We start from the raw sequence: 20,539 nt of genomic DNA, 5'->3' as shown, positions 1-20,539 counted from the left end.
AACCGGGCGATGATCACGCAACTGCCGTTGTCATCGCCGGAGAAGGGGGACTTGGCCCACTCGGCATCGGTTGAGTTGTGGTCGTAAGGGTTGTGCTTCTTGCTCACGTCAGCTCTTCCAACTTGTGCTCAAGGGCAGCGATGGTCTCCTCCGGCGACAGGGCACAGCGCTGGAGTCGGGCGAAGGCCCGTTCGGCGCGTCGAACGTCGCGGCCGGTCCTACGCGGGAGCATACCGCCAACGGCTTCGATGAATACGAAGCCGTTTTCGGGATCGTCGGGGAACCTCATCAGGGTGAGTCCCGAGGTCAAGATGCCTTGTCGCCCGGCACTCAACGGCACTATCCGGATGCTGACATTCGGATACTGGGCGACTTTGATCGTGTGGCGGATCTGGTCGATCAGGACGCTCCGGTCGCCGGCGACCAGCAGGGCCACCTCGCCGAAGTACGCGTCGAAGTTGAGGACGGAATCCTTGGTCAGGCGGCGCTGACGCAGCATCCGGACCTCGGTCGCGGTTTCGATCTGCTCGTCATTGGGCGCGCTCAGACCGGCCGCGATCATCTCCTTGGCGTATCCCTCGGTCTGGACCAGACCGGGGAAGGCCGAAGGGAAGTAGTCGAACATCTGTGAGGCATCGGCTTCGAGATCGAGGTACTCGGCGAAAGCGGCCGTGATGCTGTCGGCGAAGTCCAGGCTGCGCCACCAACGCCGCGCAGGGCTTGCGCTGAGCAGACTCTCAAGGTCCTCTCGCTCCTGGCCCGTGATGCCGTAGTGGTCCAAGAGGATCTTCAAGTCAGCGCCACCGATCGGCTGGTGCGCGCGCTCCATTCTGCTGAGTCGGGCGGGGTTCCAACCCTTCAGCCCGGTCGTGGCGTCTGCCAGGGTCTTGTTGTTGTCCAGCCGCCAGGCACGCAGCTCTTCGCCGAGGCGGATCTGCCTGATTGCGGACAGCTCCTTGCTCAAGTGGCGCCCCTCCCTATCGGTGTGGACCGTCAGTCTTGCGGTTGCCTCGGCCTGTTTCAAGATCCACGGAATTGTGATTGCGTTCGGCTTGCAGGTTCGAATTGACATCCGTCACACTCAACGTGACCGCACGGACACGTAACTGACGTCGTGTCGAAGCGAAGGGGCACCCATGTCCGCGTTGAGCACACCTCTCCTCCGCACCTCCGAGCTCACCCTCACCGAGCACTCCACCTCGGTCCGCATTGCCCGGCGCCACATCCGCAACCAACTCGGCCTCTGGGGCTACTGCGGCGACAAGGTCGACGACCTCGTCCTCATCGGCTCCGAGCTCGTCACCAACGCCGTCGTCCACGCCTGCCAGGGCGACGGCGAAGTCCGCCTCTACCTCCAGGAGTTCAGCGGCGACTGCCGTCTCGAAGTCTGGGACCCGCGCTTCGACCTGCCGCTCCAGAAGCCCCGCCTGCGCCGCTTCAACGAGGGCGGCCGGGGCATCCAGCTCGTCCGCGAACTCTCGCTCGACTTCGGCGTCGTCGTCCGCCGGGGCTCGGGCAAGCGCGTCTGGGCGCGCGTCCTCCTCACCTGACCTCCCTACGAACCTGCAAGGAAGTCCACCCGCCATGCACCCCGCCGCGATCGCCTTCCGCAACCCCGCCGCCCTGCACGCCCGTTGCGACTACGGCCGCCCCCGTCGCCTCTACTTCGAGCCCGACTACGAGACCGGCGCCGCCGTCCCCGACCCCACCGCCTGGGAGCCCCTCCCCGGCGGCTACCCCGAGCGGTTCGCCCCCGGCTACTTCACCCCCGCCTCCGGTCTGGTCGAGCTGTTCCGGCTCCCTGACACCGTCACCGACCGCGACACCCTCGCCGCGCTGGTCGAGACCCTCGGCGATCCGCACCCCGTCACCCTCGGTGACGCCGACGACCCGCCCGGGCAGTCCACTACCCACGTCCTCCCCGAGTCCGGCCGGCGCCCCGGCCTCCACGTCGACAACCACCAGAACCTCCCCTACGGCGAGCGCCGGAAGGCCCGCCGACGACTCTGCGTGAACCTCGGGCCCGGCCCCCGCTACCTCCTCCTCGCCGACACCGACATCCTGACCATCTGCCGCTGCGTCCAGGAGCGCTACGAGGAGCACCGCCCCTCCACCGACGACCTGCGCATGTACCTCGCGCTGCACCGCCCGCTGCGCCTGCTCCGCCTGCGCATCGACCCCGGCGAGGGCTGGTTCGCGCCCACCTCCTTCCTCCCCTACGACGAGTCCACCGAGGGCCTGGCCCTGCCCTCCTCCACCTCCTCCTGGCTCGGTCACTGGGAGCCGCACCTCTTCGAGTCCCCGATCTGAGCGATCCGGCCGATCTGACCGATCTGTCCGTTCCGCGCGCCTGTGTCAGGCTGGTGAGGGAGCACCGCCGACATCGGGAGGCTCGTGATGGCCGAGATCAGGGTGAACGGGGTCGGGCTGCACTACGAGGCCCAAGGCGAAGGCCCCGGTGTCGTCCTGGTGCACGGCTCGTGGACCGACGCGGACTCCTGGGCCCGGGTGGTGCCGGGCCTCGCCGAGTCCACCACCGTCGTCGCCTACGACCGCCGGGGCCACAGCCGCAGCGAGGACCCGCTCACCCAGGGCTCGGTGCACGAGGACGCCGCCGACCTGGCCGGGCTGATCGAGGGCCTCGGGCTCGCCCCGGCCTTCGTCTGCGGGAACTCGTACGGCGCGCTGATCGCGCTGCGGCTCGCCTCCGCCCGGCCCGACCTGCTGCGGGGGATCGCCGTGCACGAGCCGCCGGGCACCGGCGTCCTGCTCACCGACCCGGAGCTGCGGCCGATCGCCGCCGCCCTCGCCGTCCGGATCGCCGCCGTCCGGGAGCTGCTGGAGCAGGCGGAGTCGGCCGCGGCGGCGGAGCTGTTCGTGGAGACGGTCGCCTTCGGGCCGGGGGCGTGGGCCCAGTTGCCCGCACCGGTGCGGCACACCTTCATCCGCAACGCCCCGACCTACCTGGACGAGTTGCGGGACCCGGACGCGCTGGATCTGGACCTGACCGCGCTCGGCGACTTCACCGAGGCCGTGCTGCTCACGCAGAGCGACGACAGCCCGCCGATGTACGGCGAGGTGCTGGACATCATCGACCTCACCCTCGCGAAGGCGGAACGGCACCTCTACCAGGGCGCCGGTCACGCTCCGCACCTGTCGCAGCCGGAGGAATGGGTGCGGGTGGTGCTCCCGCGCGCATTGGTGTGAAACGGACCTGAGGGGCGCGAAATCGGGAGCACACGCCCGCTCATGCGCCCTTCGTGGTGCGCTCCTCAGGGCGCCGTCACCAGCTCCTCCCCGCGCGGCGTCCGCCGGTACAGCACCTCCCGCCCGCTGCGGACCCGGCTGACCAGCCCCGAGCGGTGCAGCACCCCCAGGTGGTACGAGACCGTCCCGGCGCTGAGGAAGTGCCGGGCGGCCAGCGCCGCGGTGGTCGCCGGGTCGACCAGCGCGGCCAGCAGGTCCGCCCGGGTCGGCCCGACCAGCTGGGCCAGGGCGGGCGCGGGTGTCCGGGGCGCGGGCACGGACGGTGTGATCGGGTACATCAGCGTCGGCGCCCGGTGGCAGCCGTCGACCGTGTCGAGGATGACGTGGATCGAGCGGCTGACCAGCGTCGGCATCAGCAGCACCATGCGGGCCGGCAGGTTCACCTCGAAGCGGCTCTCCAGCTGGATCATCCCGTTCGACCAGGAGAGTTCCGGGGAGAGCGAGTTGAACAGCGAACCGGTGCCGTACCGGGCGACGTGCCGGCCGCGCTGGTCGATCTCGGCGTCCAGCACCGCGCGGGCGTCCGGCCAGTGCGGGGCGACCGCCAGCTCCCAGTACCGGCCCAGCTCGTCCGCGACCCGCTCGGCGAAGTGGCGCGGGCCGCGCCGCAGCGTGCGCAGCACCACGTCCGGCAGCGGCCGGCCGGCCAGGTTGGCGGCGGGCAGCCCGTGGCGGACGGTGTCCAACTCGGCCAGCACCCGGTCCGGGTCGGCGCGGCGGACGGCCGTCAGCTGCTCGGCGATCGTCGGGTCCGGGCCGGTCGGGTGCGGGGCGAGGAAGTCGGGGAGGTAGCCGCCGGCCCGCTCCAGCGCCAGCCCGGACAGCAGCTCCAGCCCCTCCCGGCGCAGCACCCGGCGGGTCCGGCCGACCCAGGCGTACGGGCCGGTGCGGGAGTTGAGCGCGGAGGCGGCCATCAGGGTGTTGACCGCCTCGTGCAACGGGGAGACGACGAACCGGGTGCGGGCGAGCCCGGTCGAGTCGATCGTGAGCCGGATCATGCCGTCCACCCCTCTGCCAGCCGGCCGGAACGGTCGGCTTTGTCGCCCTTTCGGTCGTCAACCCTTCGACCCTGGTCGAATCCTGACACGAATGCTCGCCATCGAAGTCGCCCGGGCGCAGGCTTCTCCCGTGACCGCGTCAGCACGGACGCGGCGCGAGCGGAAGGAACCCCGACGAACATGACGAGCACGCGCGGCCGCATCGCCGCCCTGCTGGGCGCCGTCGCGGTGGTCGCCGGCACCACCCTGGCCGGCCCCGCCGTCGCCGCCCCGGCCGAACCCCAGCGCCACGGCGGCGGCGTCACCGGGCAGGCACCCTGCCAGGGCGCGCCCGAATTCACCTGCGGAACCCTCACCGTGCCGCTCGACCACAGCGGCCGGACCCCCGGCACCCTCCAGCTCGACGTGGCGATGACCGGCAACGCCGACGCCCCCAAGGGCGACCTGGTGTTCCTCGCCGGCGGCCCCGGCCAGCCCGGCGTCCCGCTGATCCGCCGGATCGCGAGCAAGCTGGAGCCCGTCCTCAAGGACTACCGCCTGATCATGTACGACCAGCGCGGCACCGGCGAGCGGGCCCTCCAGTGCCCCGGCCTCCAGGAGGACATGGGCTCCTCCGACCTCGCCGTACCCCGCAAGCAGTCCATCGCCGACTGCGCCACCGCCCTCGGCCCGAACGCCCGCTACTACAGCAGCGCGGACACCGTCGGCGACATCGACCTGCTGCGCCAGGCCCTCGGCGACCGGCGGATCACCCTGGACGGCGTCTCCTACGGCACCTTCGTCGCCGAGCGCTACGCCCTCGCCCACCCGGCGCACGTCGACCGGCTGGTGCTCGACTCGGTCGTGCCGCAGGGCGGCTACGACCCGATGGACCTGATCGCGCTGCCCGCCACCGCCCGGGTGCTGCGCACCGCCTGCCAGGCCACCGGCTGCACCACCGACCCGGCCGCCGACCTCGCCGCTACCGTGCAGAAGTACGGCAACGGCGCGCAGATCCTGGACGCGCTCACCAGCTACGAGTTCGCCGACCCCAACTACGGCGGGGTGCCGGAAGCCCTGCACGAAGCGGCCGGCGGCAACCCGCAGAAGCTCCAGTCCTTCATCGACGACGTCCACAAGAACGACGCCGCCCCGGCCGAACTGCTCAGCCAGGGCCTGCACGCCGCCACCCTGTGCGCCGACGGGCGCTACCCGTGGGGCTCCTCGGACACCCCCGTCGCGGGCCGCGCCGCCGCGCTGGAGCGCACCCGGAACAACCTGACGGCCGAGCAGACCTGGCCGTACGACCCGGCGACCGCGACCGGCCTCGGCAGCCTGCTGGTCTGCCTGGACTGGCCGCGCGAGCAGGTGCCGCCGCTGCCGCCGGCGCACCGCAAGCTGCCGAACGTGCCGGTGCTGCTGCTCGGCGGGGACCGGGACCTCTCCACCCCGTACGAGTGGCTGTACCAGCAGGCGAAGCTGACGCACGACCCGCAGGTCGTGATCGTCCCGGGGGCGGCGCACTCGGTGCAGACCCGGGCGGCCAACCCGGCGGGGCGGCAGGCGGTCTACGACTTCCTGCTCAAGTAGCCGGTTCCCGCTCAAGGAGCTGGTTCCCGCTCAAGGAGCTGGTTCCCGCTCAAGGAGCCGGAAGGCGGCGGGCCGTTCCGCACAGGGGACGGAACGGCCCGGCGCCGCCTCAGAGTTCGGAGGAGTCCCAGCCGTCGTCCGGGAGGGAGGGGTCGGGCCCCGGGCAGTCGACGTGGTCCCAGCCCCACATCATCACCTTGTACAGCATCCAGTCCGCGAGCGGTGGGTCCTCCCGGTTCTCGCGGTCGGTGAGGATCAGGGCCACCCAGACGTCCTCGACGGGCGAGAACTCCAGGGTCCGCTGGTCGGGCAGGTTCTCGTACTCCACCGTCCGCCAGGTGCAGCCCGCCGCGGTGAGTGCGGCGGTCAGCTCGGACTCGACGACGGCGGTCCGGTAGGTCCGGGTCCCGCCGCCGTCCACGGGGAGTTCGAGTTCGCCCTGCCAGGTCGCCAGGGACACCGACCGGAGCTGCCGGCAGTGGCAGAACACCGTGAGCGCGTCGCCGAAGCCGAAGGCGTGCGGCCAACGGCCCTCGCGGTGGATCCGGCCGCCGTCCCACGGGGCGCCGTAGCGGGCGGAGAGCTCGGACAGCCGGGCGCCGTAGCGCAGTTCACCGAGGGCGCCGGTGGCGAAGAACCGGGTGAGCCGGTCGAGGAAGTCCGTCACCCCAGGCACCCGCGCACCGCCTCGATCAGCCGGTTGGCGCGGGCGTCGCCGTGGCCGATCATCCGGTTCGCGACGTAGCCGAAGCCGACGCCGAACTCGTCGTCACCGAAGGCGAACTGGCCACCGGCGCCGTCGTTGCCGAAGCTGCGCGCGCCGAGCAGCGGGCGGAACCCGGCGGAGTCCAGCAGCAGGCCGGAGCCCCAGCGGGCGCCCATGTCGAAGCCCAGGAAGCCCTGGCCGGAGGAGACTTCGCGCACCGCGTCGGTCACGGTGTCGGCGGAGAGCAGCCGGGGGCCGCCGTCCAGGCCGGTGGCCGCGGCCGCGTACAGGCCGGCCAGCCCGGTGGCGGAGGCGACCGCGCCCGCGCCGGGCAGCTCGATCGCGTGCAGGGCCGGGTCGTTCCAGCCGTGCGGCACGTCCAGACCGGGGAAGACCAGGGCGCCGTTCATGGTGACGATCCGGGTGAGCAGGTGCTCGGGGCCGGGCATCGGGCGGCGGCCCTCGGCCTCCACCAGCCGTGCCAGGCGCGGGAGTTCGCTCTCCGGCAGGCCGATCCACAGCGGCAGGCCGAGCGGCCCGGCGATCTCCTCGCGCAGGAACGCGCCCGGGGTCAGGCCGGTGATCCGGCGGATCACCTCGCCGACGGCGAAGCCGAACACGTGGCCGTGGTACTCGTAGCTGGTGCCCGGCTCCCAGAGCGGCTGCTGGGCCTCGATCGCGCGGATCACCGGATCCCAGGCGGCGACCTCCTCGAACGGGAGCACCGCGTCCAGGGCCGGGATGCCCGCCCGGTGGCCGAGGATCGTCCGGACGGTGACGTCCTGCTTGCCGTGGCGCGCGAACTCGGGCCAGTAGCGGGCGACCGGGGTGTCCAGGTCGAGGCGGCCCTGCTGGGCGAGCAGCAGGGCGCTGATGCTCACCGCGCCCTTGGCGCAGGAGAACACCGGGACGACGGTGTCCTGCGTCCAGGCCCGGCCGGTCCGCTGGTCGGCGGTGCCGCCCCACAGCTCGACCACCTTGCGGCCGCCGACGAAGACCGTGACGGCGGAGCCGAGTTCGGGGAACTCGGCGAAGTTGCCCGCGAAGGCGTCCGCGACGGCGCCGAACCGTTCGTCGACCCAGCCCTGGTAGTCCTGCATGGTGTACCGCCCCGTTCCGCGTGCTCCAAGATCGTTGACCGGACCACGGTACGGCGTCAGGACGGTCGGGACGAGGGGATTTCCCCGGGTCGGGGAGGGTGGGGCGGATGGGGCGGGCGGGCCGTCAGAGGGCCGTCGGCGGGTGGTCAGCGGGCCGTGGGCGGGCCGGCGGCGGGGCGTCCGGCTCAGTCCGCGGCGGGGTCGTACAGCGGCAGGAAGTTGACCACCGGCTCCTCGTACGGGTGGGCGGCGCGCACGGCCGCCAGCACGGCGGCGGCCTGCTCCCGTTCGCAGGAGGACTCCACCCGGCACTCCTCGGCCCGTTCCACCTCGCCGGCCGTGCCCAGGTGGGGCCGGGCGGCGGCGGAGGGCAGCCAGGTGCCGGTGACCCGCCAGACGCTGGCGCAGCGGGAGTACTCGCCGATCCGGCCGGCGCCGGCGGCGTGGAGGGCGTCGACGACCTGCTCGACGTGGCTCTCCGGGACGGATATCTCGATCTTGAGGCGGGACATGCCGGGGACTCTAGCGGGCGGCCGGTCGGGCGGGTCGGGGTGGTGCGTCGCGGCGGTCGGGGTGGTGCGCCGGGGCGGTCGGGGCCGCCCGGGTGGGCGGGGCGGACGGGACGGATGGCCGGGCGCGGGCGTGGGCAGGCTCGGGCGGACACGTCCGTACGCAGTGAGGGAGCTGCCGACATGACCGCAGTGCACGAATCCGTCCTGGACGCGATCGGCGGGACGCCGCTGATCCGCTTGGCCCGGCTGGGCGCCGGGATCGCCGCGCCGGTCTACGCCAAGGCCGAGTTCCTCAACATCGGCGGCAGCGTGAAGGACCGCGCCGCGCTGTCCATGGTGCTGGCCGCCGAGCGGGACGGGCTGCTGGGCCCGGGCGGGACGATCATCGAGGCGACCTCCGGGAACACCGGGATCGGGCTGGCCCTCGTCGGGCGGCAGCGCGGCTACCGGGTGATCGCCGGGGTGGCGGACAAGTCGGCGCCGGAGAAGGCCGACATCCTGCGGGCGTACGGCGCGGAGGTGGTGCTCGCACCGACGGCGGTGGCGCAGGAGGACCCGCGGCACCTGTTCAACGTGGTCACGCGGCTCAGCGAGGAGATCCCCGGCGCCTGGCTCGCCAACCAGTACGACAACCTGGCCAATCCTGACGCGCACCTCCGGACCACCGGCCCGGAGGTCTGGGAGCAGACCGGCGGCCGGGTGACCCACTTCGTCGCGGGCGTCGGCACCGGCGGCACCGTCACCGGCACCGGCGGGTACCTCAAGGAGGTGTCCGGCGGTTCGGTGACGGTCGTCGGCGCGGACCCGGAGTCCTCTTCCTACGGCGGCGGGGACGGGAGCCCGTGGTTCGTCGAGAGCATCGGCCACTTCCTCCACCCCGAGACGGTCGAGGACCGCTGGCCGCAGGCCTACCGTTCGGAGGTGGTCGACTCCTTCGAGCGGATCCCGGACCGCGAGTCACTGCTGACGGCGCGCCGGCTCGCCCGCGAGGAGGGCATCCTGGCCGGGCCCTCCTCCGGCACGGCGGTGGCGGCGGCGCTGCGGGTGGCGCGCGGGCTGGGGCCGCAGGACCTGGTCGTGGTGGTGCTGCCGGACTCGGGCCGCTCCTACCTGTCCAAGGTGCACAGCGACACCTGGATGCGGGAGTGGGGCTTCCTGGAGGACCGGGAGGAAGCGGAGGAGGGGGGCGGCCTGCGGCGCCTGCTCGACGCGGCCGGGCCGCCGGTCGCCGTCGGCGCGGACCTGACCGTGGCCGGGGCGCTGGCGGCGCTGCGGGCGGCGCCCGGCGGGATCGCCCCGGCGGTGCTGGCGCGGGCGGCGCGCCCGTACGGGGTGAGCGCCACCGAGGTGGTCGGCTCGGTGTCCCGGGAGGTGCTCACGGCGGCGCTGGCCGAGGGCGGGGCCGGGCCGGACGACCCGGTGCGCCCGCTGCTCGGGCCGGCCCTGCCGACGGTCGGGGTCGGGCAGTCGGCCGCCGAGGCGCGGGCGGCGCTGGCGGGCGGGCGCCCGGCGGTGGTGGTGCTGGTGGACGGCCGGGCGGCCGGGGTGCTGACCCGGGAGGTCCTGGGCTGACCTCCCCGCGGCGGGGCCGTGCGTCTCGACCCCCCGCCGCGGGCCGTGCGCCCTAACCCCCCGCCGCAGGCGCCAGGATGGCGTGGATGACCCGGTCCAGGGTGCGGTCGAAGGCCTGGTCCGGGTCGGCGGGCGGGCCCGCGGTGGCGAAGGCCTGGGCCAGGTGGGGGTAGGCGCCGCTCATCGCCGCCTGGGTGAGGTAACCGACCATCTCCGCCTGCCACTTGGCGCCCGCGGCCGCCGTCTGCTCGTACTGGGCGAACTGGCAGATGAAGCCGTTGAACAGCGCCATCGCCTCCATCCGCGCCCCGCCCGGCAGGCCGGTGGGGGCGGTGACGGCGAGGAAGTGGTCGGTGTAGCGCAGGGCGTTGGGACCGATGCCCGGGCGGGCGAGGACCAGGGCGGGCAGCCAGGGGTGGCGGCGCAGGAGGGCGAGCTGCTCGTGCGCGAGGCCCGCCAGGTCGGCGCGGACGTCTCCGCTCGGGGCGGGCGGCAGCCGGTACTCGGCGGTGGCCGCGTCGAGCATCAGGTCGAGCAGGTGCTCCTTCTTCGGCACGTAGTTGTAGAGCGACATGGTGCCCGCGCCGAGCGCGGCCGCGACCCGGCGCATCGAGACGGCCTCCAGGCCCTCGGCGTCGGCGATGACGATGGCGGCCGCCGCGATGGAGTCGCGGCTGTGGGCCGGCCGCGGGCCGCGGCCGGTGCGCTCGGGGCGCAGCCAGATCAGCTCGGGGGCCTCGGGCGGCGTGGGCCGCGCGGGCTGTTCGGTCCGCTCGGGCCGGTCGGGCCGGTCGGGCTGCTCGATCCGCTCGGGCTGGTCGGGCCGGTCGGGCCGGTCGGGAGTGCTGGGGGGCTTGCTGGACGGCACTGGAAGATCACCTCGCTTCCCCATCTTAGATACGTACGTCGTACGTAGTAGCATGGCGTTCAGCTTCTACGTACGCTGTACCTAGAGAAGGGCGTAGCCATGTCCGACACCTCCCGACCCGCCATCGAGATGGCGGGCGTGCGGAAACGCTTCGGAGCCACCGAGGCCCTGCGCGGCCTCGACCTGACCGTGCCCGCCGGGACCGTCTGCGGTCTGCTCGGCCCCAACGGCGCCGGCAAGACCACCGCCGTGCGCGTCCTCGCCACCCTGGTCGCCCCCGACGAGGGCACCGTCCGGGTCGCCGGGCACGACGCCGTCCGCGAGGCCGAGGAGGTCCGGCGGGCGATCGGCCTGGCCGGCCAGCACGCCGCACTGGACGAGGGCATCACCGGCCGGGACAACCTCCGGCTGTTCGGCCGGCTGCACCGCCTCGGCGCCCGCCGGGCCCGGGAGCGCGCCGACGAACTGCTCACCCGCTTCGGCCTCGCCGAGGCCGGCGACCGGCTGGTGCGCACCTACTCCGGCGGCATGCGCCGGCGCCTCGACCTGATCGCCAGCCTGGTCACCAGCCCGCCGGTGCTGTTCCTGGACGAGCCCACCACCGGGCTCGACCCGCGCAGCCGCCAGGGGATCTGGGACACCGTCAAGGAGCTGGCCGACGGCGGCACCACCGTGCTGCTCACCACCCAGTACCTGGAGGAGGCCGACCGGCTCGCCCACGACGTCGTGGTGGTCGACCACGGCGCCGCGATCGCCACCGGCCCACCCGAGCGGCTCAAGGCGGCGATCGGCAGCCAGGTCTCGGTGACCCTGGCCACCGTGGAGCAGCTCGCCGCCACCGCCGTGGTGCTGTCCGCCCTGTCGGGCGGCGACGCCCAGGTGGACGTCGCCGAGCGGACGGTCACGGTGCTGACCGCACCCGGGGCGTCCGTCCTGCTGCCCGCGCTGGTGCGGGAGTTGGACGGGGCCGGGGTCGTCGCCGAGGACGTCGCCGTCCGGGCGCCCTCGCTCGACGACGTGTTCCTCGCCCTCACCGGGAAGGCCCGGGAGAACGCCGAGCTGGGGAGGGCCGCCTGATGGCCACCGCCGTCCGCACGTCCGCCCGCACCGCCGTCCCCGCCGCCGCGCGCCCCTCGCTCGGCGCCCGGCTGGTCTCCGACACCTGGACGTCGATGCTCCGCATCCTGCTCAACTACCGCCACTCGCCCGGCCTGCTGGCCGCCTCGCTGGGCGTTCCGGTGGTCATGGTGGTGGTCTTCGGGTACGTCTTCGGCAGCGCCATGCAGGTGCCCGGCGGCGGGGACTACCGGGAGTTCCTGATGCCCGGGCTGTTCGCCATGGTCGCCACCAACGGCATCATGCCCACCATGGTCGGCGCCGCCCGGGACGTCGGGCGCGGGGTCACCGACCGGCTGCGCTCGATGCCGGTCTCCCGCACCGGACTCCTGCTCGGGCAGAACCTCGCCGACCTGCTGGTCAGCGTCGTCGTCCTGGCCCTGCTGGCCCTGGTCGGACTGGCCGCCGGCTGGCGCGCCCGGCACGGCGCCGCCGACGCGCTGGAGGGGTTCGCACTGCTGCTGCTCTTCCGCTTCGTGATGACCTGGGTCGGCACGCTGCTCGGCCTGGCCGTCGGCAAGGAGGAGGCCGCCGGGCAACTCTCCGTCGTCGTCTTCCCGTTGGCGATGGTCACCAACGCCTACGTGCCCACCGGCGGGATGCCCGGCTGGCTGCGGGTGATCGCCGACTGGAACCCGATCAGCTCCGTGGTGGAGGCGAGCCGGGAACTCTTCGGCAACCCGGCGGCGCCCGGCTCCGCGTGGCCGATGCAGCACGCCGTCCTCGCCACACTGCTGTGGAGCGCCGCCCTGCTGGCGCTCTGCGGGCCGCTGGCCGTACGGAAGTTCGCCACGCACGGGCGGTGACCCGCCGGGTCGCCGTAATGTGCTGGACACCGTGGCCGGTGTGGCTTTAGGTGGGGCGCCATGGAGTACACCCACCTCGGCCGTACCGGCCTGACCGTCTCCCGCCTCTGCCTCGGCACCATGAACTTCGGCCCCCACACCGAGGAGGCCGAGGCCCACCGCCTCATGGACACCGCCCACGAGCGCGGCATCAACTTCTTCGACACCGCGAACTCCTACGGCCGCGACAGCGAGGGCAACCTCCAGGGCCGCACCGAGGAGATCATCGGCCGCTGGTTCGCCCAGGGCGGCGGCCGCCGCGAGCGCACCGTCCTGGCCACCAAGGCCTACGCGAACACCAGCGACTGGCCCAACGACGGCAAGCTCTCCGCCCTCGCCATCCGCAAGGCCGTCGAGGCCAGCCTGCGCCGGCTGCAGACCGACCACATCGACCTCTACCAGATGCACCACATCGACCGGGCCACGCCCTGGGAGGAGATCTGGCAGGCGATGGAGGTCCTGGTCGCCCAGGGCAAGATCATCTACGTCGGCTCCAGCAACTTCGCCGGCTGGCACCTCGCCCAGGCCCAGGAGGCCGCCCGCTCCCGGCACTTCCTCGGCCTGGTCAGCGAGCAGTCCCTCTACAACCTCCTCGACCGGGCGATCGAACTGGAGGTCATCCCCGCCCTCCAGCACTACGGCCTCGGGCTGATCCCGTGGTCCCCGCTGCGCAGCGGCCTGCTCGGCGGCGTCCTGCGCAAGGAGCGCGAGGGCACCCGCGGCCGCAGCGCCCTGGGCTACGCGAGCGAACTCCTGGACAGGCACCGCGAACAGCTCCAGGCCTACGAGGACTTCGCCGACGAACTCGGCACCGACCCGGCCGACCTCGCGCTCGCCTGGCTGCTCTCCCGCCCCGCCGTGACCGCCCCCATCATCGGCCCCCGCACCCCCGCCCACCTCGACGCAGCCCTCCGGGCGCTCGACCTGGACCTCGACCAGAAGACCCTGGACCGCCTCGACGAACTCTTCCCCGGCCACAAGCCGGCCCCCGAGGACTACGCCTGGTAGACCCGCGGGCCGCCCGGCCCCGGCACCCCGCCGTCCGGGGTGCCGGGGCCGGTGCGCGAGCGGCCGGTTGGCGAGCGGCCGGTTCGCGAGGAGCCGGGTTCGCGAGGAGCCGGTGCGCGAGGGGCCGGGGACGCGCCGCCCCGACACCCCGGCGCTGTGGTAGCAAGACGGGTATGACGGAACGGATCAGGGAGCGGGACCGGGGCGCCTACCACCACGGGGCGCTGCCGGAGGCCTTGGTGGCGGCGGCGTTCGAGGTGCTGGACGAGCAGGGCCAGGAGAAGGTGAGCGTGCGCGAGGTGGCGCGTCGGGCGGGGGTCTCGGCGGGGGCGCCGTTCCGCCACTTCGCCGACAAGCAGGCGCTGTTGACGGCGCTGGCGGACCGGGTGCTGGCGGACTTCGCGCGCTGGCAGGAGGCGGAGGTGGCGGCCGCCGAGGCGGTCGGCGGGTCGGCGATGCGGGCGCTCGGGCTGGGCTTCGTCCGGTACGCGCTGCGCCATCCGCGACGGTTCGAGCTGGTGCGCTCGCGGGCGTTCTCGGCCCCCCGGGACCCGCAGCTGCGGGAGCAACTGGACGGCCTGGACCGGGCGTTCGCCGGTCTGGTGGTGGCGGACCAGCAGGCCGGGCGGGTCGGCCCCGGCGATCCGGAGCTGGTGCTGCTGTCCGGGCAGGCGCTGGTGTACGGGCTGGCGCAGATGATCGTGGACGGCTACCTGCCCGCCGAGCGGGCGGAGGAGCTGGCCGTCCGGGTCCTGGACACCTTCCGCGCGGGGATCGCCGGGACGGTCAACCCTCCTGAGCCGTAACGGAATTGTGGCTGCGGCGAACCTTGACCGGCCTGGTGCGCGCTGATGTAATCGCCGATTACATGAGCGCGAGTCGTGAGTCGTGAGCGCGAGTCGTGAGCGCGAGTACCGGGAGGCACAGATGCCGCTGTTCGCCAAGCCGCAACCGGGCTACACCACCGCCGCCGCCACCGGCGACACCGTGGTGCTGCTGATCGGCATGCGGATCAACCGCTTCTGGGCGGTGCACCACTGGGGCCCGGTGATGTTCGCGATGTTCCGGATGCTCTACGAGCTGGCCCGCAGCCCCGAGCGCGGCCTGCGCGGCCGCATCCTGCTCACCGCCTCGCCGCGGACGTACTACGTCGTCCAGTACTGGGAGTCGAAGGAGCACCTGTACCGCTACGCGAGCGCACCGGACGGCTTCCACCACACCGTCTGGGGCATAGCCAACCGGAAGATCCGGGAGGGCAAGCTGCGCGGTCACGTCGGGCTCTGGCACGAGACGTACATCGTCCCCGAGGGCGGCTACGAGTCGATCTACTTCGACATGCCGGCGTTCGGCCTGGCCGGCGCCACCGGCCAGCTGCCGCTGGAGGCGCGCGGCCGGCACGCCGCCCAGCGCCTGGCCTTCCGCTCGGGCGACGGCTCCGACGGGGCGGGCGGCGCGGAGCAGGCGGAGGGCGCGGAGCAGGCGGAGGGTGCGACGGCCGGTCCGGACGGCCTGAGCTGCCCGTACGTCGCGGACGGCGCCGACGACCGGACGGGCGCTCAAGGAGTGTCGTGAGTCCGTCCGGCGACCCCGGTGTGGGAGCGTCGGGGGATGGTCGATCAGGAGGGCGCCGTCCGGCAGGCGCGGGTGGTGCACGAGGTGCCCTACCGGGCGCAGTGGGAGTCCGCGGAGCTGGTGCGGGACATCGTCGACGGGCGGCTGGACGCCGCGCGGGACCCGCGCTGGGGGCAGTCCGGGGCCGCCACCCCGGAGGAGTACGCCTGGTGGTCCTGGCGGCTCTGCGGCGTCGCCTGCCTGCGGATGGCCCTGGAGCACTGGTGGGGCGTCACCCCGGCGGCGATGGTGCTGGCCCGTGAGTGCCTGGCGGCCGGCGCGTACGTCCGGGACGGCGACAGCCTGCGCGGGCTGGTCCACGTGCCGTTCGCCGACTACGCCCGGCGGCGCTGGGGACTGGCCGCCCGGGCGACGGAGTCGACGCCCGCGCAGGTCGCGGACGAGCTGGCGGCCGGGCGGCTGGTGATGCTCTCGGTGCACCCGTCGATCCGGGAGCCGCACGGGCCCGAGCCGGTGCGGCGCGGCGGCCACCTGGTGCTGGCGGTGGGGACCACCGGGACGGCGCTGCTGATCCACAACCCCTCCGGCTTCCCGGGGGAGTCGCAGGCCTTCGCCCGGGTGCCGTGGCGCTCCTTCGGACCGTTCTACGCCGGGCGGGGCATCGTGCTCGGCCCGCCCGGCGCCGACGACGGTCAGGTGTTGTCCGGCAGCCCCACCGGGTAGAACGGCAGGCTGCTCCGGCACAGGGCCGAGATCGGCTTCAACGCGGCGGCCAGGGAATCGAGTTCGGCGCGCGGGTAGTCCTCCCAGACGCGCGCGGCGGCCAGGTCGGTGGCGGCCTCCAGGGCCTGGTGGTGGGTCCGGCCCAGCTCGGTCAGCGAGCCGGTCGCGGTCAGCCAGCCCCGCTCGACCAGGCGCTCGGCGGCGGCCTCCCACTCGGTGTCCGTCCAGCCGCGCACCGGCTGGAGCTGCTCGCGCCGCATGTCCATCGCGCAGCGGACCACCAGGGCCTCACAGCCGTCCAGCCCGGCCGCGACCAGCGCGGCCACGTGACCGTCCCCGCGGTGCTCGCGCATCACGGTGGCGGCCCGCCAGAGCCGCTCGTACAGCCCCGGCGGGGCCGGGAGCGCCGCGTTGGCGGCGGCCAGCACCCGGCCGGCGCAGTCCAGCCGCTCGGCGGACTGCTCCATGGTCTCGACCGCCCGCTCGACCAGACCGCGGTCCACGTGCTCCAGCAGCCGGGCCAGCGCGGCGCCCGCACCCTTGCTGCGGGCGGCCAGCGCCTCCTCCGGGCTGGCCAGCGACCACAGTGCGGGCAGGGCCCGCTCGACCATCGCCGGGGCGAAGTTGAAGAACGCGGCGGTCACCGGCGGCGCGTCCACCACGCCGAGCGGGGCGGAGCGGCCGGCGAAGTAGCCGCGCCAGAAGCCGCGCAGGCCGGCCGCCTCGAAGGCGTCGCGACACTCGGGCTCGAAGTAGGTGACGGCGTGCACCGGCTCGAAGAGCCACCAGAGCGCGCGGGCGGGATGGACGAGATCGGCCATCGGGAGACCTTCCTCGGACGGGGCTCCGGGCGGGCGCGGGGAGCTCGGCTGGTCGGTACGGCGGCGGCGGTCGCGCGGGCGGCGGATCGTCGGGGTCGCCCGGGCGGGTGCGTGGGCCGTTCACGTGCTGATGACCACGGGGACGGCCCCGGTAATCCCCGGCGGGGTGTGACGACGGTCACGTGCGGGGGTGTCGGGGGGCGGCCGGGGGCGGTCGGGCGGGTGCTGGGGTGGGTCCCGGGTGGGGAACCGCTCAGGCCCGCACCGGCGGCATCGCGAGCGGGTCGATCGGCATCTCGGCCCGGCAGATCGCCGCGATCGGCCGCAACGCGGCGGTCAGGCGGTCGAGTTCGCCGTCCGGCCGGTGCTCCCAGATCCGGCCGGCGGCCAGGTCGGTGGCCGCCTCCAGCTCCCGGTGCCGGATCCGCCCCAGCTCGGTGACCGCGCCCGCCGCCGTCAGCCAGCCCCGGCCGACCAGCCGCGCCGCCGCGGCCTCCCACTCCTGGTCCGTCCACCCCCGCAGCGGCTGGAGCACCTTGCGGGAGGCGCCCGTGGCGCAGTGCAGCACCGGCGCCTCGCAGCCGTCCAGCCCGGCGGCGACCAGCGCGGCCACGTGGCCGTCCCCGCGGTGCTCGCGCAGCACGGTCGCGGCGTGCCACAGCCGCCCGTACACGTCCGCGTCCGTGGGCCGGGGCAGTGCGGCGTTGGCGGCGGCCAGCACCCGGCCCGCGCAGTCCGCCCGGTCCACGGCCTCCTCCAGCGCCGTCGCCGCGGTCTCGACCAGCTCGGGCGCCACCGGCGCCAGCAGCCGGGCCAGCACCGCCGCCGAGCCCTCGGTCCTGGCCGCGAGCACCCGCTCGGGGCTGGCCCTGGTCCACACCTGGGGGAGGGCGCGTTCGACCGCCGCCGGGGCGAAGCTGAAGAACGCGGCGATCACCGGCGGGGCGCCCACCGTGCCCAGCGGGGCCGAGCGGGCGGCGAAGTAGCCGTGCCAGCCGCCGTCCAGCCCGGCCGCCTCGAAGGCCGCCCGGCTCTCGGGCTGGAGGAAGGTGACGGCGTACACCGGTTCGAAGAGCCACCAGAGTGCGCGGGCGGGGTGGACGGGTTCGGACAATCGAGACACCTTCCTCTTCCTCTTCCTCTTCCTCGTCGTGGGCGGGGCCCGACGAACGGGAGGGCACCGGCGGTCGTTCCAGAGCTGACCGCCACCGGGGCCGTCCCGGCAACCCGGGCAGCGTGTGATCACGGTCACGCGCCGGTCGGCGGGTGCGGTCGACGGCCGTACGGCGCGAGATGATGGCCCGAGGCGCCCGCCTCCCGGGTGCCCAGCCCTCGCAAGCCCTCGTACGAAGGTAGTCGGCCATGCCCCAGATCAGCCCCAGCATCCTCTCCGCCGACTTCGCCCGGCTCGCCGACGAGGCCGAGGCGGTCCGGGGCTCCGACTGGCTGCACGTGGACGTCATGGACAACCACTTCGTGCCCAACCTGACCCTGGGCGTCCCGGTGGTCGAATCGCTCGCCCGGGCCACCGACATCCCGCTCGACTGCCACCTGATGATCGAGGACCCGGACCGCTGGGCCCCGCAGTACGTCGAGGCCGGCGCCGGCTCGATCACCTTCCACGTGGAGGCCGCCGCCGCCCCCGTCCGGCTGGCCCGCGAGATCCGCGCCAAGGGCGCCCGCGCCTCGATGGCGCTCAAGCCGGGCACCCCGATCGAGCCCTACGAGGACCTGCTGCCCGAGCTCGACATGCTGCTGATCATGACGGTCGAGCCCGGCTTCGGCGGCCAGGCCTTCCTGGACATCATGCTGCCGAAGATCCGCCGCACCCGTGAGCTGATCGCCAAGCACGACCTGGAGCTGTGGCTGCAGGTCGACGGCGGCGTCTCGGCGACCACCATCGAGCGCTGCGCCGAGGCCGGCGCGGACGTGTTCGTGGCCGGGTCGGCCGTCTACGGCGCGGCGGACCCGGCCGAGGCCGTCCGCAGCCTGCGCGAGCTCGCCGCCGGGGCGAGCAAGGACGCCTGGTGGGCCTGCGAGCACTGAGCCGCCCCGCCGCTGCCCCGCCCGCCGGGGCGGCCGCCGGATGGCCGGGCACGGGTGGAGGAACCCCGCACCGTCACGGATGATCGGTGACGGTGCGCCCTCCCCGGCCCGGCCCTTCCCATGACGGTGGTGGAACCGCGATGAGCAACCTCGACCTCAAGCCCGCCCCGACCACCTGCGGCCGCGAGGCCAGCAGCGGACCGGTGCAGGACCTGCTGACCGGACGCCTGGTCCAGCTCGGCGAGAGCACCGCCGTCCGCCGACTGCTCCCCAACCTGGGCCGCCGGATGGTGGGCGCCTGGTGCTTCGTCGACCACTACGGCCCGGACGACATCGCCGACGAACCCGGGATGCAGGTGCCGCCGCACCCGCACATGGGCCTGCAGACGGTCAGCTGGCTGCACAAAGGGGAGGTCCTCCACCGCGACAGCCTCGGCAGCCTGCAGACCGTCCGGCCGTACGAGCTGGGCCTGATGACCTCCGGGCGGGCGATCTCCCACTCCGAGGAGTCCCCGCGGCCGCACGCCCGCTACCTCCACGGCGCCCAGCTCTGGGTCGCCCTCCCGGACGCCCACCGGCACACCGCCCCCTCCTTCGAGCACCACCCCGACCTGCCGGTGGTCACCGCGCCCGGCCTGCGCGCCACCGTCATCCTCGGCACCCTGGACACCGCCACCTCGCCCGGCACCACCCACAGCCCGCTGGTCGGCGCCGACCTCGCCCTCACCGAGGGCACGGACCTGCGGCTCCCGCTGGTCCCCGAGTTCGAGTACGCCGTCCTCGCCATGACCGGCCGGCTCGACGTCGACGGCGTCCCCGTCGAACCCGGCTCGATGCTCTACCTCGGCTGCGGCCGTCGCGCGCTCCCGCTCCTCGCCCGCTCCGACGCCTCGGCGCTGCTCCTCGGCGGCGAGCCCTTCGAGGAGAAGATCGTCATGTGGTGGAACTTCATCGGCCGCTCGACGGAGGACATCGCCCAGGCCCGCGCCGACTGGACGACGGGCGACCGCTTCGGCGAGGTCCACGGCTACGCCGGCGCCCGCCTCCCCGCCCCGGAACTCCCCGCCGCCCCGTTGAAGCCGCGCGGCCGCGAGCGCTGAGCCCGGCCGGCGGCACCGCAGTACGCCCGCAACCGGCGTGACCGGCCCGTTTGCGCGGGGCCGCTGCCGGGCGTAGTGTTCTCTAGCTGCTCGGCTGGGAGCACCGGACACGCGTAGGCGCGGACGGTCCCGGAGCAGCCAATCCCTTGAAACACCACTTCCCGTCCTGGGCTGTGTCGCGTTCGCTTTTTCGCGCCCCGGCCCGAGGTTAATTCGGCGTGCGCGTTTATGGGGATTGCGGCTGGATTCGCTTTTCGAAGCGGGGGTCGGCTACAGTTTGAAACGTCGGACGGGGCACCAAGCCGCAGAAGACACCAGCAAATCCGATGAATGAAACTCCGGAAAACGGAGCGGAAAACATCTGGTAAGCTGGAAACACGAAAGAACGAAGCGCCCGGAGGGCCCGCTGGAAGGCGGTCCGAAGGAAGCGTCCGTTCCTTGAGAACTCAACAGCGTGCCAAAAGTCAACGCCAGATATGTTGACATCCCCGGCCTCGATCACCTGATCGGGGTTGGAGATTCCTTTTGAAACAAACACTAGCGAGGACGCAGTGCGCGGGACCGCCCTATTCCGGTGGTTGCCGTGCCGCTCAACGCGGGTGTGGACCCGATTACGGGTATACATTCACGGAGAGTTTGATCCTGGCTCAGGACGAACGCTGGCGGCGTGCTTAACACATGCAAGTCGAACGGTGAAGCCCTTCGGGGTGGATCAG

The 20,539-nt window shown here is 73.6% G+C and carries 20 protein-coding genes, 1 rRNA gene and 1 pseudogene; 14 read left to right on the top strand and 8 right to left on the bottom strand.

Annotated features, from left to right (window positions below; translation table 11 throughout):
- Positions 1-103 precede the first annotated feature (103 nt).
- The gene (locus tag ACFC1T_RS18580; RefSeq protein ID WP_375889869.1) at positions 104-964 is read right to left on the bottom strand and encodes a helix-turn-helix domain-containing protein; all 861 of its coding nucleotides are present in this window, start codon (positions 962-964) and stop codon (positions 104-106) included.
- A 172-nt stretch (positions 965-1,136) separates the two neighbouring features.
- On the opposite strand from ACFC1T_RS18580, the gene ACFC1T_RS18575 reads away from it, so the two are divergent.
- From ACFC1T_RS18575 to ACFC1T_RS18565, 3 genes are all read left to right on the top strand, one after another.
- A complete protein-coding gene (locus tag ACFC1T_RS18575; RefSeq protein ID WP_375889867.1) occupies positions 1,137-1,550 on the top strand; it encodes an ATP-binding protein in 414 nt (137 codons plus the stop codon).
- A 34-nt stretch (positions 1,551-1,584) separates the two neighbouring features.
- Entirely contained in the window at positions 1,585-2,310 is a 726-nt protein-coding gene (locus ACFC1T_RS18570) for a hypothetical protein (RefSeq protein ID WP_375889864.1), read from the top strand.
- A gap of 87 nt (positions 2,311-2,397) precedes the next feature.
- On the top strand, positions 2,398-3,207 hold the full coding sequence (locus tag ACFC1T_RS18565) for an alpha/beta fold hydrolase (RefSeq protein WP_375889862.1): 810 nt from the start codon (positions 2,398-2,400) through the stop codon (positions 3,205-3,207).
- A gap of 65 nt (positions 3,208-3,272) precedes the next feature.
- Here ACFC1T_RS18565 and ACFC1T_RS18560 read toward each other — a convergent pair whose 3' ends face one another.
- A complete protein-coding gene (locus ACFC1T_RS18560) occupies positions 3,273-4,265 on the bottom strand; it encodes a helix-turn-helix domain-containing protein (protein ID WP_375889860.1) in 993 nt (330 codons plus the stop codon).
- 180 nt (positions 4,266-4,445) lie between these two features.
- Here ACFC1T_RS18560 and ACFC1T_RS18555 point away from each other — a divergent pair, with 180 nt between their 5' ends.
- Positions 4,446-5,834, top strand: coding sequence for an alpha/beta fold hydrolase (locus ACFC1T_RS18555; protein ID WP_375889858.1), 1,389 nt, complete (start codon positions 4,446-4,448; stop codon positions 5,832-5,834).
- A 109-nt stretch (positions 5,835-5,943) separates the two neighbouring features.
- Here the strand turns inward: ACFC1T_RS18555 and ACFC1T_RS18550 are convergent, their stop codons facing one another.
- The 3 genes from ACFC1T_RS18550 to ACFC1T_RS18540 form a co-directional block, all read right to left on the bottom strand.
- Positions 5,944-6,501 carry a hypothetical protein gene (locus tag ACFC1T_RS18550; protein WP_375889856.1) on the bottom strand — a complete coding sequence of 186 codons (558 nt, stop codon included), beginning with the start codon at positions 6,499-6,501 and terminating at the stop codon, positions 5,944-5,946.
- Positions 6,498-7,640 carry a serine hydrolase domain-containing protein gene (locus tag ACFC1T_RS18545; RefSeq protein WP_375889854.1) on the bottom strand — a complete coding sequence of 381 codons (1,143 nt, stop codon included), beginning with the start codon at positions 7,638-7,640 and terminating at the stop codon, positions 6,498-6,500. The genes ACFC1T_RS18550 and ACFC1T_RS18545 overlap by 4 nt, the downstream gene beginning before the upstream one ends.
- 185 nt (positions 7,641-7,825) lie before the next feature.
- A complete protein-coding gene (locus ACFC1T_RS18540; RefSeq protein WP_375889852.1) occupies positions 7,826-8,152 on the bottom strand; it encodes a hypothetical protein in 327 nt (108 codons plus the stop codon).
- A gap of 180 nt (positions 8,153-8,332) precedes the next feature.
- Here ACFC1T_RS18540 and ACFC1T_RS18535 point away from each other — a divergent pair, with 180 nt between their 5' ends.
- The gene (locus ACFC1T_RS18535; RefSeq protein ID WP_375889851.1) at positions 8,333-9,724 is read left to right on the top strand and encodes a pyridoxal-phosphate dependent enzyme; all 1,392 of its coding nucleotides are present in this window, start codon (positions 8,333-8,335) and stop codon (positions 9,722-9,724) included.
- A gap of 52 nt (positions 9,725-9,776) precedes the next feature.
- Here ACFC1T_RS18535 and ACFC1T_RS18530 read toward each other — a convergent pair whose 3' ends face one another.
- Positions 9,777-10,592: a TetR/AcrR family transcriptional regulator C-terminal domain-containing protein gene (locus tag ACFC1T_RS18530; RefSeq protein WP_375889850.1), complete on the bottom strand. Its 816-nt coding sequence runs from the start codon at positions 10,590-10,592 to the stop codon at positions 9,777-9,779.
- A 99-nt stretch (positions 10,593-10,691) separates the two neighbouring features.
- Between ACFC1T_RS18530 and ACFC1T_RS18525 the strand changes: the two genes are divergently transcribed.
- The 6 genes and pseudogenes from ACFC1T_RS18525 to ACFC1T_RS18500 all read left to right on the top strand — a co-directional run bounded on the left by ACFC1T_RS18525 (position 10,692) and on the right by ACFC1T_RS18500 (position 15,856).
- A complete protein-coding gene (locus tag ACFC1T_RS18525; protein ID WP_375889847.1) occupies positions 10,692-11,669 on the top strand; it encodes an ATP-binding cassette domain-containing protein in 978 nt (325 codons plus the stop codon).
- Positions 11,669-12,514, top strand: a complete 846-nt coding sequence (locus ACFC1T_RS18520) for an ABC transporter permease (protein ID WP_375889844.1) — start codon at positions 11,669-11,671, stop codon at positions 12,512-12,514. Before ACFC1T_RS18525 ends, ACFC1T_RS18520 begins: the two co-directional genes overlap by 1 nt.
- A gap of 60 nt (positions 12,515-12,574) precedes the next feature.
- Positions 12,575-13,561 carry an aldo/keto reductase gene (locus tag ACFC1T_RS18515; protein ID WP_375889841.1) on the top strand — a complete coding sequence of 329 codons (987 nt, stop codon included), beginning with the start codon at positions 12,575-12,577 and terminating at the stop codon, positions 13,559-13,561.
- A 173-nt stretch (positions 13,562-13,734) separates the two neighbouring features.
- Positions 13,735-14,367 carry a TetR/AcrR family transcriptional regulator gene (locus ACFC1T_RS18510; protein ID WP_375889838.1) on the top strand — a complete coding sequence of 211 codons (633 nt, stop codon included), beginning with the start codon at positions 13,735-13,737 and terminating at the stop codon, positions 14,365-14,367.
- 127 nt (positions 14,368-14,494) lie between these two features.
- Positions 14,495-14,989, top strand: a pseudogene (locus tag ACFC1T_RS18505) (DUF4188 domain-containing protein); the annotation flags it as partial.
- A gap of 180 nt (positions 14,990-15,169) precedes the next feature.
- Positions 15,170-15,856, top strand: coding sequence for a C39 family peptidase (locus ACFC1T_RS18500; RefSeq protein ID WP_375889835.1), 687 nt, complete (start codon positions 15,170-15,172; stop codon positions 15,854-15,856).
- Here ACFC1T_RS18500 and ACFC1T_RS18495 read toward each other — a convergent pair.
- Positions 15,826-16,677, bottom strand: coding sequence for a hypothetical protein (locus tag ACFC1T_RS18495; protein WP_375889834.1), 852 nt, complete (start codon positions 16,675-16,677; stop codon positions 15,826-15,828). The genes ACFC1T_RS18500 and ACFC1T_RS18495 overlap by 31 nt on opposite strands.
- A gap of 253 nt (positions 16,678-16,930) precedes the next feature.
- Positions 16,931-17,791, bottom strand: coding sequence for a hypothetical protein (locus ACFC1T_RS18490; protein ID WP_375889832.1), 861 nt, complete (start codon positions 17,789-17,791; stop codon positions 16,931-16,933).
- A 248-nt stretch (positions 17,792-18,039) separates the two neighbouring features.
- Between ACFC1T_RS18490 and rpe the strand changes: the two genes are divergently transcribed.
- From rpe to ACFC1T_RS18475, 3 genes are all read left to right on the top strand, one after another.
- A complete protein-coding gene (gene rpe, locus ACFC1T_RS18485; RefSeq protein ID WP_375889830.1) occupies positions 18,040-18,723 on the top strand; it encodes a ribulose-phosphate 3-epimerase in 684 nt (227 codons plus the stop codon).
- A gap of 140 nt (positions 18,724-18,863) precedes the next feature.
- Positions 18,864-19,823, top strand: a complete 960-nt coding sequence (locus tag ACFC1T_RS18480; RefSeq protein ID WP_375889829.1) for a pirin family protein — start codon at positions 18,864-18,866, stop codon at positions 19,821-19,823.
- A 624-nt stretch (positions 19,824-20,447) separates the two neighbouring features.
- Positions 20,448-20,539, top strand: a 16S ribosomal RNA gene (locus tag ACFC1T_RS18475); the annotation flags it as partial.

It is taken from the genome of Kitasatospora sp. NPDC056076 (assembly GCF_042266305.1).
In the GTDB taxonomy this organism is placed as follows: domain Bacteria; phylum Actinomycetota; class Actinomycetes; order Streptomycetales; family Streptomycetaceae; genus Kitasatospora.
Note: the sequence above shows the minus strand (reverse complement) of the source record. Positions and strands in the feature narration are given on the sequence as shown.

What these genes read in the sequence shown, in the direction of transcription:
- ACFC1T_RS18555 (WP_375889858.1), top strand. Translation starts at nt 4,446, where the DNA reads ATGACGAGCACGCGCGGCCGCATCGCCGCCCTGCTGGGCGCCGTCGCG.
- ACFC1T_RS18515 (WP_375889841.1), top strand. Translation starts at nt 12,575, where the DNA reads ATGGAGTACACCCACCTCGGCCGTACCGGCCTGACCGTCTCCCGCCTC.
- ACFC1T_RS18495 (WP_375889834.1), bottom strand. Translation starts at nt 16,677, where the DNA reads ATGGCCGATCTCGTCCATCCCGCCCGCGCGCTCTGGTGGCTCTTCGAG.
- ACFC1T_RS18540 (WP_375889852.1), bottom strand. Translation starts at nt 8,152, where the DNA reads ATGTCCCGCCTCAAGATCGAGATATCCGTCCCGGAGAGCCACGTCGAG.
- rpe (WP_375889830.1), top strand. Translation starts at nt 18,040, where the DNA reads ATGCCCCAGATCAGCCCCAGCATCCTCTCCGCCGACTTCGCCCGGCTC.
- ACFC1T_RS18525 (WP_375889847.1), top strand. Translation starts at nt 10,692, where the DNA reads ATGTCCGACACCTCCCGACCCGCCATCGAGATGGCGGGCGTGCGGAAA.
- ACFC1T_RS18535 (WP_375889851.1), top strand. Translation starts at nt 8,333, where the DNA reads ATGACCGCAGTGCACGAATCCGTCCTGGACGCGATCGGCGGGACGCCG.
- ACFC1T_RS18510 (WP_375889838.1), top strand. Translation starts at nt 13,735, where the DNA reads ATGACGGAACGGATCAGGGAGCGGGACCGGGGCGCCTACCACCACGGG.
- ACFC1T_RS18560 (WP_375889860.1), bottom strand. Translation starts at nt 4,265, where the DNA reads ATGATCCGGCTCACGATCGACTCGACCGGGCTCGCCCGCACCCGGTTC.
- ACFC1T_RS18575 (WP_375889867.1), top strand. Translation starts at nt 1,137, where the DNA reads ATGTCCGCGTTGAGCACACCTCTCCTCCGCACCTCCGAGCTCACCCTC.
- ACFC1T_RS18520 (WP_375889844.1), top strand. Translation starts at nt 11,669, where the DNA reads ATGGCCACCGCCGTCCGCACGTCCGCCCGCACCGCCGTCCCCGCCGCC.
- ACFC1T_RS18570 (WP_375889864.1), top strand. Translation starts at nt 1,585, where the DNA reads ATGCACCCCGCCGCGATCGCCTTCCGCAACCCCGCCGCCCTGCACGCC.
- ACFC1T_RS18565 (WP_375889862.1), top strand. Translation starts at nt 2,398, where the DNA reads ATGGCCGAGATCAGGGTGAACGGGGTCGGGCTGCACTACGAGGCCCAA.
- ACFC1T_RS18480 (WP_375889829.1), top strand. Translation starts at nt 18,864, where the DNA reads ATGAGCAACCTCGACCTCAAGCCCGCCCCGACCACCTGCGGCCGCGAG.
- ACFC1T_RS18500 (WP_375889835.1), top strand. Translation starts at nt 15,170, where the DNA reads ATGGTCGATCAGGAGGGCGCCGTCCGGCAGGCGCGGGTGGTGCACGAG.
- ACFC1T_RS18545 (WP_375889854.1), bottom strand. Translation starts at nt 7,640, where the DNA reads ATGCAGGACTACCAGGGCTGGGTCGACGAACGGTTCGGCGCCGTCGCG.